Origin of the sequence: Veillonella parvula (assembly GCF_047241225.1) — a bacterium.
Lineage (GTDB): Bacteria > Bacillota > Negativicutes > Veillonellales > Veillonellaceae > Veillonella > Veillonella parvula_O.
The window spans coordinates 468,880-482,155 of record NZ_JBKTIE010000002.1 but is presented as its reverse complement, the minus strand read 5'-3'; the positions used below and the strand labels follow the sequence as shown (position 1 = coordinate 482,155).

Here is a 13,276-nt window from a genome sequence, read left to right as displayed (position 1 = left end):
AAGATATTCGATAATTTCAAAGTGAGATTTATCCACATCGTGTTAAATTAAATGATCCCCATTAGGGGACGGAAACTCTTCTTCTTCAAGTTGTTCAATCATACCAACATAACAAGTTAAATTAAATAATCCCCATTAGGGGACGGAAACACCATCGCCATTTGGCTTACTGAGATTACTTTTTTAATCATTCGTTAAAATAAATAATTCTCCGATGGGGGCGGAAACTTATGTATAGAAGAACCTACGATAGATTGATATAGGTCTTTGAGTTAAATTAAATGATCTCCACTAGGGGGCGAAAACAAAATATATGTTTTATTGGTTACACGCTCGCCGTATTCCTGTTAGATTAAATAATTTCCCTTTAGGGGACGGAAAACCATTAATACAGTGTAAAACTTGTTTTTTTCTGGCTTCTTGTTAAATTAAATAATCCCCAAATGGGGACGGAAACTTCTTTTGACTATACTTAATTTCGATCAAATGCGGTCTATCCAGTTAAAATAAATAATCCCCTGATGGGGCCGGAAACTTGAATTGATAGTCAATTCTAATCGTTGTAGTGGATTTAATCTAGTTAAATAAAATGATCCCCTTATGGGGCCGGTTCTTATGTCAAAAACTCATATAAGTACAAAAATATAGCCAGTATATTCTTTTTAGTGAATATACTGGCTTTTTTGTATAAATCGGATGGGTTTTCTATTGGTTTTAAACAGAAATGAATATATAATGAAGTCAATAGGTTTTTTATTTCTTAAGTAGAGTTTGGAGGCGATGTGATGGGTAAATGGGATGCACTGGTAAAGGGTGCATTGCTTCATGATATCGGCAAAGTCGTGTATCGAGCTAATCAGGGAACCGATGCACATTCTAAGCGCGGCGCTGCTTTCATTGAGCCCTATTTTTCCGATATGGGCTTAAAGCAAAGTATTACTCATTGTTTGAAGTATCATCATGGGAAAGAGCTTAATGCGGCTCAACTAAAAAGTGATGATTATGCATACATTGTGTACGAAGCGGATAATATTGCTGCAGCTGTAGATCGTCGAGATCTTGAGGAAGGTGAAAATACCTCTACACAGAAGTTTGATAAAGAGTTACCGCTCCAATCAATCTTCCGTGTATTTGGCGGTAAAACTAGTACTCAGTCCTTACAGTATTACTTACGTGGCATTGATGTGTCTGACCATTTTAATTATCCTGAAAGTGATAAAACGATACGTGCATCGAGTGATAAATATAAGGCACTATATGATGTGTTAGTACAGAACTTTCAGCAACAACCAATAGATAAGATGTCCGTTAATGAGTTGTTGAGAATTTATGAAGACACTGTATCCTATATGCCTTCTAGTACGGCAACAGATCAAGCTAATGATATTTCTTTGTATATGCACTCAAAGATAACAGCTGCCGTGGCACATAGTATGGTGCATTATTTTGAGGAACAAGGTATTACTGATTATAAAGAATACTGTTATCAGAACTCTAAAAAGTTTCGTGAAATGTCAGCATTTCGATTAATATCTGGAGATATTTCTGGCATTCAGAACTTTATTTATACGATTCCGTCTAAAGGTGCATTGAAATCATTACGTGGTCGCTCATTCTATTTAGAAATTTTGATGGAACAAATTGTAGATGAGCTATTAGATGCATTGCAGTTAACTCGGGCAAATCTTATTTACAATGGTGGCGGTCATTTTTATGTATTGGCTCCTAATACAACAAAAACTTGTACTGCTATTGAATCTATGGAAAAATCCATTAACGAATGGTTCTTAACCGTATTTGGTACTAAATTGTATTTAGCACTTGGTTCCGCTACAGCAACAGCTGCCGAGTTAATTCAATCGCAACGTACATTATTCCGTAAGGTGAGCCAATCTATTAGTGAGGCTAAGGCTAAACGATATTCTGAACAACACCTAACAGATCTATTTAATCCAAATAGTACGTATAATACAGTTCTTCATGGTGAGCGAGAATGTTCCATTTGCCATACTTCAACAGCAACATTATCGCCTTATGGTAAGGATACAGATGCTGAGGTGTGTCCAATTTGTAATGGCTTGTATCGCTTAGGGGAACAGATTGTTGACAGTCGAGATACGGTCTTTGTATTAGCCAGCCCTAATACGAGTGATGATAGTGAAAGTATCCCTAAGGTTGAAGTATATGTTAATAATTTGAATAGTGATGCGGATAATTTGAGGTTATATCTTTATGTGGTCCCTGAAGCATCATTACAGAAGTTTGAATCTAGTCATGAGATTTTTAGAATTTACTCTAAGAATACAGCTAAAACAGGGCATAATGTATTTAATCGTATTTGGTTAGCAGATTATGTAGCACGCAAGGATAATGGTCAAGTTTATGAATTCGAAGAACTTGCCGCATCTAGTGGCTTAGGGGATGATAAAGGTATTAAGCGACTTGGTGTATTACGAGCAGACGTAGATAACCTTGGTGCTGCCTTTATCGGAGGCTTTATTTCTGAGGGCTCTGATAAATTTAAATATGGTACTTTATCACGATATGCTGACTTATCTCGTGATTTGGCAATATTCTTTAAGGTTGCCGTTAATAAAATGGCTCAAGGTGATGTGCAAGGTTTTGGTAGATCTGTTACACCATTTACTATTTGGGCTAATAAAAAAGTTACGACTAGAAAAATTCACGTTATTTACTCCGGTGGTGACGATGTATTCGTTGTTGGTGCATGGGACGAATTGTTAGAATTAGCAATTGATATTCGTGAAAAACTGGCAGAGGTTACAGATAATAAAATTACTATGTCTGCTGGATTAGCTTTATTTTCTCCATCCTATCCAATTAGCCAAATGGCTGCAATTACAGGTTTACTTGAAAGTGTAGCTAAAGATAATGAGGGCAAAGATAGTATTGCCTTGTTTGGATTTGAAACAAATAAAAATGCGAGTGGCGAAGAACGTATATGTCGTCATGTATATAAATGGGATGAACTCATTGATAATGTAATAGAAGATAAAATTTATACACTAGATCAATTGTTTGTTATTCCGGGGATTAATGAGGCTCAACCATCAAAACTGAAATTAGGGAAAGGTTTAGTCTATAAGTTGATGGATTTATTACAAGGTATTTTGAATGATAGAGTACAAGGAAATCATATTAATGTCGCTCGTATTCTTTATTTATTGGTCCGTCTAGAACCTAAGAAACATGACCCTACATATGGATCATATAAAAATTTTGTTACGGCAATTCATACTTGGATTCAAACAGAAGCAGATTGTAAAGCGTTATTAACAGCTTGCAACCTCATTGTTTACTATATGCGTGAGACGAAGTGAGGATAATTATATGGCACAAGATACATTTAATTGGAGTTTAGACCTTGTTAAGGTGGCTGAGGCCGTTATTAATAAGTTAGATAAGAATAAAAGTGGTAGTGCTTTTTTATTAAAATATGCACAGTTACGTAAAATTTTGTCTAGCGTAGTAGCAATTAAAAATAAACTGAGTGTTGCTCAACGAAGAAGCAAAGCTTTTGATAAGTTACCTGATGATATTGCAATGGATGTACGTTTTTTAAAAACTACACTTTTGTACCAAGCTGGTCGTATTGAAGAGTCTGTTGGTCGTGGTAAAAAAGTTTATCCAGTAAAGCAATTGATTGATATTAGTAAGCTTTTAAACATGATTGAAGATATTGGAACAGATATTAAGCGTTTTGATTTACTTTGTAAATATGTAGAGGCTTTAGTGGCGTTCTATAAATATCGTTCTGTAGAGCTATCTCAATCACCAGAACCGACATTTAATACTAATCAAAATAATCGTCCATCAGTTGGTAATCGATAATAGGAGGAGCTTAACATGGAGAGTAATGATAAATTAAAATCCTTACGTGGTAAATTACTAATTACAGGTACTATTAAACTAGAAACGGGTATGCATATTGGGGCTAGTAATGACTTTGCACCTATTGGATCCGTTGATACACCATTCATTCGTGATGTAGTTACTCAAGAGCCAATTATCCCTGGTAGTTCTATTAAAGGCAAATTGCGTACCTTACTAGCTAAAAGCCATTGTGACGATTATATAATGAATGATATTAAAGAGGATAAAGAAGAAATTAAACGTTTATTTGGCTCCGTAAATCCTGTAAAACCAGCTCGTTTACAGTTTTATGATTTATTTATCACAGATGAAACTCGTCAACTGTTTGCTAATATAGAGACAGATACTTATATGGGTGAAATCAAGTTTGAAAACACCATTAATCGTATTGATGGTAGTGCTAACCCTCGTCAAATTGAACGTGTTCCAGCAGGTACTGTATTTACATTTAAAGTCGCATATAACATTGAAAATGAAGCCGAAGTTACTGAAGATATGAAGATTTTACAAGAAGGTCTTGCATTACTAGGTATCGACTATTTGGGTGGTCATGGGTCTCGTGGCTACGGTCGTGTAAATATTTCTATTGATGATGTGAAGCCAGTAGGTAATAGTGCTATTAATACGCAGGATTTATTAGATATATTAAGAAAGTAGGTTGTTATTATGAACTACTATCTATATCCATTGCGTTTTCTTACACCGGTACATTTCGGGGATACCTCAGAAGGAGGTAGTTTAGAAACTATTTCTCTTACATTAGGCTCTGATGCACTATTTGGTGCATGTTGTCATGAAATCTGCCATGATACAGGTTTATTACAATCTTTTATCGACTCTGTAAAAGATCAACATATTGTACTATCTAGTTTGTTTCCATACTGCATAGATAATGGCGAGTATCAATTGTATGTACCTACACCTATCATGCAAATTGATTCAAAAGAGCTGCCTATTACAAGTTTTGCAGAGACAAAACGGGTAGCTACAGAGCAAAAGAAGATTAAGAAAATTGAGTATATTCGTGTATTACAGTTACAAAATTTTAGTCAGTATATAGAGGCCGATATTTCACAAAAATATATGCCTACCTTTGGTGCTAAACAAACATCTGCGCAGGTAAATATGCGTGGAGAAATGAGCCGACCATATTATGTGGGCAACTATCAATTCATGTCACATACGGGGTTATACTTTATTGCTGGTTTTAATGACGATGCAAGCCGGGAGTTATTTGAAGGCATATTTGAAGTTTTAGGACTATCTGGTATCGGTGGTAAACGCAGTGGTGGTTATGGGAAATTTGAATTAGCTGACAATCCTATTAAACTAGAAGTTCAAGGTATTTTTGAAGATATCTCTGCTTTATATGCGTTGATTCATAATAAGCAAGGAAACATGATGTGCATTAGTGCTTGTGTTCCTACTAGTGATGAAGTGGCTACTTTAAAACAAGGTTCCTATAAATTACAAAAGCGTGGTGGCTTTGTAGGATCTGCTGGAAGTACGACTCAAGTAAAACGTAATTCCTATTATGTTGTTAAGGAAGGCTCTGTTTGTCCAAAAGCGTTAGTAGGACAAATGCTTACTATTACTGGGGATACTTTGCCTCATCCAGTATATCGTAATGGTATGGGCTTATGGATTGGGGTGGATTATGAGTAATCGTATAGATCATGCACAACTATCGCTCACTATTGTGAGCCCTACGAATATTGGTGGCCCTGAAAAGCTGACGACTAAGGACTATATGTATAATTACGATGCTGGTGAAGTATATCTACTTAATAACTATGAGTGGTTTCGCTTTTTAGCACGACATAATAAATTAGCCGAATTTGAAGTATATATGCAGGATGAAATGGTGAGACCAAATAGTCGAACTATGTATGATTGGGCTAAAAATGCTATTGGAGCAGCTCAACTAACAAAGGATGTATTAGGTCCTGCTATTGCATCTATTATGAAATCATCGATATATAATAAAGGGCATAAGAACTCATTGAATGATATTACTCCTCAGATTCGTGGAGCAAATGGGGATGTCTATATTCCCGGCAGCTCTATTAAAGGTGTTATTGATAGTGCTATTGTTTCACATATGCTCCGTAGAGATGCCAGGTTTAGAATTGCGGTACAACAAAGGCTAAAGGAAATTTTACAGAAATATAGTAATTTTCAATATGATAAGCGTCGTTGTAAGCGTGAAATTAGCTCCGTTTTACGTGAAGTTAATAAGTTGATTGATCGTAATATACAAGTTCTATTTAAGAATTCAGAAAAGAGAGTCAATGGTATTTTAGCCAGTGCTTTCCGAGGTATCTCTGTTTCTGATGCTATGCCTATGAGTGTGATTCAAACAGAGGTTTTAAAGAAAGAGGATTCTTGTGTTGAAGAAGATGGAACTCATGATATTTCTGTACATCGTGAATGCATTTTACCAAATCAACAGTTTTCTTTTACATTAACCCTTGATACAGCTATGACTAAAGAAATAGGGATTACTAGTATTGATCAAGTGTTAGATATTTTACAGGAAGACTTTGATGCTACTCATAAGTTATTAGCCTCTAAATTTAAGAAAGTTAGTCCATCTATTTTTAAAGCTCTAGAATCAGCTAATGCTTATATTGGCAGTAATACAGGGTTTATTCAAAAGACAATTATCATGGCTGCTTTTACAGATGATGAAAAAACAGGAATTGATATTATTAGAGCTATTTTAGATGTAAATTTTCAAAAGGCTAAACATGATAGTAAGGATAAAATTATGGCACCACGAGCGATTAAATTAGTGAAGTGGAATGGCAATTATTATGAAATGGGGGGCATTCATATTGGCAGATAATGTTGAAATTATGGCCATTGAGTTAGCAATAACAGCAGATCCATCGATTAAAATTGTACAGTCCATAGGTAGCGTGCTACATGGCGTCTTAATGGAGTTAGTGGGGACAGAATATGCAGGTCAGTTGCATGAAACGGGCCTGCGTCCTTATAGCCAATATATCTATTTTGATAAAGAAAAAGGTCAATATATTTGGCGCCTTTCTGCTGTAACAGCAGAGGCTGTTGAGCGTATATTACGACCAGCACTAGACATGCCTGAAAAGATTTTTTTGAAACAAAAACGAGGGCATATTTATATTCAAGATAGAACCATTTTAGAGGAAACCTCTTATGAAGCTTTAATGTCCAAGTTCTGGAGTGGTGAAGCAGAATATACGCAAGCTAAATTACGGTGTGTGACTACAACAAGCTTTAAGGTAGACCAACAATATACAATATTCCCTGAAGCATTTCGTATATATCGCTATTTGTTGCGCCAATGGAATCAGTTCACTACATTTGAAATGATGGATTCCGATGATTTATTAGCTGCGCTTGAATCGGCAGCTTTCATTCGTGACTATAATTTGCGCATGGGTATGTATGGTTTAGAAGGGGTTAAAATCCGTGGTTTCCGCGGAGAGATTGTTATGCAATTTAAGCGAAATTTAGTGATGCAACGCATCTTATCTCTATTGACCTACTATAGCCAATTCACAGGGCTCGGAATTAAGACCGCATTAGGTATGGGTGGCGTACAAAGTGAGGTAGTACAATGAGAATTCTTTATACCCCAGTAGGGGATACAGATCCTATTCGTGGGTGCTATGATGGAGGGATGCTTCATATTGTAAGGCATTATAACCCAGATATGGCAATTCTGGTATTGAGTAAGGAAATGGAGCAAAAGGAAGCCTCTGATAGTCGTTTTTCTAAGGCTTTAAAGCATGTGAAACCCGATTTACATATTAAGCTCGTACGTACTGGTCTTAAAGATGTGCATCATATTGATGCTTTACAACCATTTATTAACCATTTCTATGAGATGCTTTCCGAATATCCAGATGCAGAGATACTTATTAATTTAAGTTCTGGAACACCTCAAATGAAGATGATTATGTCCCATCTTAGTGTTGAACATGATGCGGTACTTGGTATTCAAGTTGATACCCCTCAACGAGGCTCTAATCGTTCTGAGGCTGCCGTTAATGATGACGAAGATATTGAAATTGTTATTGAAAATAACTTTGATGATCAAGAAGATGCAGAAAATCGATGTCATGAACCTCAAATGGGATATATTAAGCGTAACAATCTTAAACAATCTCTTCATACACTTATTAATAGCTATAAATATAAAGAGGCTATAAGTCTTTATCATGGCTATAAAAGAACCTTTAAAGATGGTGTTGTTATTGATGTATTACCACTCTTAGAACATGCTCAATTGCGATTGGGTTTAGATTATGATAGTGCTTTACAAAAGTCTCGTAAAGTAGGCTCTATAAACTTATCTTCTATATTTACCGATAAGGTGCTACGCAAATTACATGAGTTTTTAATGCTTATGGAAGTGCGCTTAAAACAAGGTCAAATTGAGGACTTTGTTTTAAAAACTACTCCATTTATGTATGAGTTGATGCGTTATTACTTTACTAAAGAGATCCGTGTAAACTGGGGTCAAGTTGAGAAAAAAACATCTAAGGGAGTGCGACTTGACATGGTAGCGTTTAAAAATCAGTATCCTAAACTTTATGAATCATGGAAGGAGAACTCTGATACTCCGTATCTAAAAGAACTTCAAGTATCTTTTTATCATATGTTACATATGTTAGAAGACTATGATACAGTTGATAGTTCTTTATTGAAGCAATTAAAAGAGATACGTAGAATTGAGAAAAAAATTCGCAATAAAATGGCTCATGAAGTTGTTGTATTTACAGAACAAGATATCTGTAGTGCTGCAGACATTCAATCATTACAATCTTTCTTACATCAGATTAAAGATGTATTCTTTGTTATTACTGGACAACAAAAACAGAATAAACTAATTTATGATGTTATTAATAAGCATATTTTAGAGCAAATCCAATAGAATAGTAGATTATATTTTAAATCATTTTATAGATCATCATCTTTAGACCCAAATTGATTCCTTAGCGTATTCATTTGTATAAAAGGAGGCGACTATATGTCATCCTTATATGTTACAGAAGCAGGATCGTTTATCAAGCGTGACGGTGGTCATGTTGTAGTTGGTCGTAATAATGAGGTATTGTTCGAGGTTCCTTTAGAGCGAATTGAAGATATTACTGTTTTTGACTCAGTATCTATAACAAGCTCATTGGTAACTGATTTTATTGAACGTGGCGTACCTATTACATGGCTATCTGGTTATGGAAAGTATTTTGGTACTATAATCAATACTAATACTATTGACATTAACAAACATAAGAAGCAATTTGATTTATTAGATGATAATACATTTAGAGTGGCTATGTCACGTAAAATTATTCGGGCAAAGGTGCGTAATCAGCTGACTATTCTTCGTCGCTACGCACGAAATCTAGAAGAGGATATCAATATAGATGTGCAAATTGCGAATATTAAATCTGTACGTAGCCATATTGGTGAATGTATGCGTGTATCTGAACTCATGGGCTATGAAGGACTGATAAGTCGTCTTTATTTTGAAGCACTCGGTAAAATTGTGCCATCTGCCTTTGCTTTTACAAAACGAACAAAACAACCGCCTCGAGATCCGTTTAATGCTATGCTCGGATTAGGTTACAGCATGCTGTTTAATGAAATTTTAGCTGGTGTTATTAATGCTGGTCTCCATCCATTCGTAGGAGTCATGCATAGCCTAGCTAAAGGCCATCCAGCCCTCGCATCTGACTTAATTGAAGAATGGCGGGCGCCAATTATAGATTCTATGGTGCTATCTATGGTGAGCCGTAATATGGTAGATTTATCCGAATTTGATAATTCTGATAAAGGTTGCTACCTGACAGCAGAGGGACGTAAGGCATTTTTAATGGCCTATAATAAGAAAATTCGTTCTGAAAATCAATATATTGATGATTGTAAAAGCTATCGTGAATCTATCTATAAACAGTGTAAGCAATTTGCTAGTGCAATTATACACGAAGATGTAGATTTGTATACGCCATTGGAGATTCACTGATATGAAAAAGTTTATCGTCCTAGTTATCTATGATGTGGTAGATAACAAAACGCGTAACCGTCTTGTTAAATGCTTGGAACGTTATGGCGTTCGTGTCCAAAAGTCTGCGTTTGAAGCTTTGCTTAATAGGAAGCAATATGATGCTATGATGCGGCGAGCTAGTAAGATGATTAACCCTATAGAGGACTCCTTACGAGTCTATGTCCTTGATGACATTATAAATATCTATACTTGGGGTATTGGAGAACGTAAGGAACAAGACTGCATCATTCTTTAAATATAAACAGTTACTCTCGATTAATACTGTTACGATGTAGAAGTGTAATTAACAATAATAGAATCATTAATATTGGTAAAAATATTTCAAGGCTTGATGTTTTGTATTGATGATTCTATTATTGTATTATCTATTTTCTTATATGATATAATGGGTCTAGCATTTAACTTCTGAGAAATTAAATCTGCGCCGTTATGATAGTGGTGCGGTTAAAAGGCATTGTTTTAGTTTGCTAAAGTACCTTTTAGGATCAATTTGCAATCTCCGCCGTTTTTTGCATTTTGGAACCAGTAAATATCTGTTGTTTCAAAGACAGGGTTAAATTAAATAATCCCCATTAGGGGACGGAAACCATATATTATCTACCCCCCCTTACACAATCAAGATAATATAGTAGTTAAATTAAATAATCCCCATTAGGGGACGGAAACGCAACATAAGTATATCCAATGTTCATCTTTTGACCGCTGATGTTAAATTAAATAATCCCCATTAGGGGACGGAAACTAGTAATTTCGTGTGGAGTCTTGTTTATTAATTCCCCTTCATAGTTAAATTAAATAATCCCCATTAGGGGACGGAAACATTTAAGACAAACTTGCCCTAATACAACTAACAAAATAAAGATAGTTAAATTAAATAATCCCCATTAGGGGACGGAAACTACACAATACAATTTACTACAATCAACTTGCGGGGTAAAAAGAGTTAAATTAAATAATCCCCATTAGGGGACGGAAACTTATAGGAGTATAGTTTTATATAGATATTCTATGAGACATCTAGTTAAATTAAATAATCCCCATTAGGGGACGGAAACATGTGTTCTAACACCAATGATTTCAATTAAGTCTTTCCAGTTAAATTAAATAATCCCCATTAGGGGACGGAAACCTCATTACTAGAATAATCTTCAACGCTTTCAATAACTTTAGTTAAATTAAATAATCCCCATTAGGGGACGGAAACTCTTTTGTGGATAAAGTTTCATCGGCTAAAAGAAGAAGAGTTAAATTAAATAATCCCCATTAGGGGACGGAAACCTTTCTACCGCTGTTGCGGTGTTAATGATAACTGAGTACGTTTAGTTAAATTAAATAATCCCCATTAGGGGACGGAAACCCCTCATCAAAATCAAAATCATAAGACGCACTTTCATATAAAGGGTTAAATAAAATAATCCCCATTAGGGGACGGAAACTGAGCTTCGTCAACTAAGTTATTTACAGTAACCGTTTGAGCATTAAATTAAATAATCCCCAATGGGGTCAGAAAAGCACTATCTTATTATTTCTAGATAGTGCTTTTTCTTATTTTATATAAACATTAATTTTTTACGGTTGCCATTTCGAATATCCAAATCCCATCATTATAATGCTCACTACGAGCATGCCGTTACCAAGGGTAATGGCGCTTTCACTTGTGGCTAGACAGGTAATAAAGGATCCGATGCCCATAATGATTGTGCCTAGTATAGCAGATAGTTTATAAATTGCCATGATAATCACCCTTTGCTTTCACTAACAACATTAGGTTTAACAATATACGTAATGACTGCGTACAGTAGGGCACCGATTACAATCCCGTTCAGCGAAGCCAGTCCGAATGGTATGAATTTAACACAGACCAATGCGATAGCCCATGTGATCCATGGAACTAGATTCCATTTTTTGAAAGTCGCTTTGTTGTAATTGATATATTTTCCGCGATGAACCAGGTAAAAGTCCGCTAAGATAATACCGCATAGTGGCGGAACGATGATGCCTAGTGTACTTAAGAATACAAAGAGGGAGTCGATTTTATATGGCTGTGTCATTGTTGCTAATGCAGAGATAGCAATGAGCACGGCTAGCATAATATTTCTGTTCAGTTTGAAAGAGTTTGCTAGGTTCAATGATGTGGAATAGAGGTTCGCACCATTTGTGGTGAAGATATTTGTAGTCAATAATAGTAAGCTTGGGAAAACTAGCCCAAAACTTAATAGTACGTTGATTAAGTCACCATCATTCATAGCAACGCCTGCGATAGCACCGCAGCTGATCATTAAAGTGTTACCGCCTAATAGACCAATTGTGCTAGCTGTAATAACGTCTTTCTTGCTTTTACCATAGCGCATAATATCGGCGATACATGTAGCAGTAGACAAAATCCATGTACCGATAACGATGGTAATGCCTGACAGTAAATCGATAGGTTGTAATGGCACATAGTTAAATAATTCTTGCCAGCCACCGATTGTTTGAACGGAGCGAGCCGCTGTACCTAGTGAAAGGAATACGATAGATGGAATCGCAATATAGCCGAATACGGCAAGTGATTTAATACCGAGAACTGCAAAGATACCCATGATAACGGCGCTGAGCATCATAGCAATAATTTCGCCTGTGTAGGAAAGGTTGAATACTTGAGCAATAAAATGTCCATATAAAGCCGCTTGAATCGTGTACCAACCTAGATTGACGATAGGTACGAAGAGAGAGGCAATTCTAGATCCTTCCTGACCGAAGCTGTATCGCGTCAAAAGGGCAAAGGTAAGACCTGTTTTATAGGCGATTACACTCACTAGCCCTGCGATGATACATAAGAAAATGTTGCCTAGAATCATGGCCAATAGTAATTCGTTGAAAGTCAGCCCCGCCGCTAATCCGCCTCCAGCCATCATACTAGTAACAAGAAAAACGAACCCAGTCCAAACGATGGTGAGAGAAAAGCAGGACTTCCTTGCCCCTAACGGGACAGGCTCTCTAGAGTACTCATTATCTGTGTTTGTATCAACTGGTTCAACAAACTCTAATTTCTCCTTACTCATACATCTATACTCCTTTACGTAATAAAAAAGCTACCATGATGCGTTTTGAGATTTATATAAGCATGGTAGTAAAGACCTATTATGTAGTGTAAATATAGTGGATTTCTCTAATAAAGGATACATATTTAATTTGTCATAAACGAATGGTATTTGTCTTCATTAAAACATACGGGAAATGAATATTCAATATGTATACTATGCATATTGAGCAATGTTGAGAATGATCGTTTCTTTGCTATTGATATTGGTTGGATACATTAAGTTTTAAAGGAGAATGTAA

Annotated in this window: 11 protein-coding genes and 1 CRISPR repeat array; of the genes, 9 read left to right on the top strand and 2 right to left on the bottom strand. The window is 35.8% G+C overall.

The genetic code is table 11. The annotated features are described in order from the left end of the window. The first annotated feature begins 785 nt into the window (after positions 1 to 785). The 9 genes from cas10 to cas2 all read left to right on the top strand — a co-directional run bounded on the left by cas10 (position 786) and on the right by cas2 (position 10,187). Positions 786 to 3,341, top strand: coding sequence for a type III-A CRISPR-associated protein Cas10/Csm1 (cas10, locus tag ACLRYO_RS05665; protein WP_278618348.1), 2,556 nt, complete (start codon positions 786 to 788; stop codon positions 3,339 to 3,341). Then, positions 3,328 to 3,852: a type III-A CRISPR-associated protein Csm2 gene (csm2, locus tag ACLRYO_RS05660; protein WP_413084725.1), complete on the top strand. Its 525-nt coding sequence runs from the start codon at positions 3,328 to 3,330 to the stop codon at positions 3,850 to 3,852. The genes cas10 and csm2 overlap by 14 nt, the downstream gene beginning before the upstream one ends. Before the next feature lie 15 nt (positions 3,853 to 3,867). Further along, the gene (gene csm3 / locus ACLRYO_RS05655; RefSeq protein WP_060919601.1) at positions 3,868 to 4,551 is read left to right on the top strand and encodes a type III-A CRISPR-associated RAMP protein Csm3; all 684 of its coding nucleotides are present in this window, start codon (positions 3,868 to 3,870) and stop codon (positions 4,549 to 4,551) included. Between the two features lie 9 nt (positions 4,552 to 4,560). Further along, positions 4,561 to 5,559: a type III-A CRISPR-associated RAMP protein Csm4 gene (gene csm4, locus ACLRYO_RS05650; protein WP_278618346.1), complete on the top strand. Its 999-nt coding sequence runs from the start codon at positions 4,561 to 4,563 to the stop codon at positions 5,557 to 5,559. Then, complete coding sequence (csm5, locus tag ACLRYO_RS05645) at positions 5,552 to 6,742, top strand: type III-A CRISPR-associated RAMP protein Csm5 (RefSeq protein ID WP_278618344.1); 1,191 nt, start codon at positions 5,552 to 5,554, stop codon at positions 6,740 to 6,742. The genes csm4 and csm5 overlap by 8 nt, the downstream gene beginning before the upstream one ends. Beyond that, a complete protein-coding gene (gene cas6 / locus ACLRYO_RS05640) occupies positions 6,732 to 7,502 on the top strand; it encodes a CRISPR system precrRNA processing endoribonuclease RAMP protein Cas6 (RefSeq protein WP_278618333.1) in 771 nt (256 codons plus the stop codon). Before csm5 ends, cas6 begins: the two co-directional genes overlap by 11 nt. Next, positions 7,499 to 8,818 carry a type III-A CRISPR-associated CARF protein Csm6 gene (gene csm6, locus ACLRYO_RS05635; protein WP_278618331.1) on the top strand — a complete coding sequence of 440 codons (1,320 nt, stop codon included), beginning with the start codon at positions 7,499 to 7,501 and terminating at the stop codon, positions 8,816 to 8,818. Before cas6 ends, csm6 begins: the two co-directional genes overlap by 4 nt. Positions 8,819 to 8,914: 96 nt before the next feature. Further along, positions 8,915 to 9,910, top strand: coding sequence for a CRISPR-associated endonuclease Cas1 (cas1, locus tag ACLRYO_RS05630; RefSeq protein ID WP_278618329.1), 996 nt, complete (start codon positions 8,915 to 8,917; stop codon positions 9,908 to 9,910). 1 nt (position 9,911) lies between these two features. Next, positions 9,912 to 10,187 carry a CRISPR-associated endonuclease Cas2 gene (cas2, locus tag ACLRYO_RS05625; RefSeq protein WP_060919607.1) on the top strand — a complete coding sequence of 92 codons (276 nt, stop codon included), beginning with the start codon at positions 9,912 to 9,914 and terminating at the stop codon, positions 10,185 to 10,187. Between the two features lie 316 nt (positions 10,188 to 10,503). Further along, positions 10,504 to 11,388: direct repeats of the CRISPR family, unit length 36 nt; unit sequence AGTTAAATTAAATAATCCCCATTAGGGGACGGAAAC. A gap of 133 nt (positions 11,389 to 11,521) precedes the next feature. Here cas2 and ACLRYO_RS05620 read toward each other — a convergent pair. Next, positions 11,522 to 11,686: a hypothetical protein gene (locus ACLRYO_RS05620; RefSeq protein WP_278618327.1), complete on the bottom strand. Its 165-nt coding sequence runs from the start codon at positions 11,684 to 11,686 to the stop codon at positions 11,522 to 11,524. 5 nt (positions 11,687 to 11,691) lie between these two features. After that, positions 11,692 to 12,996 (bottom strand): cytosine permease, encoded by a 1,305-nt coding sequence (locus ACLRYO_RS05615; protein WP_278618326.1) that lies wholly within the window; start codon positions 12,994 to 12,996, stop codon positions 11,692 to 11,694. Between the last annotated feature and the right edge of the window lie 280 nt (positions 12,997 to 13,276).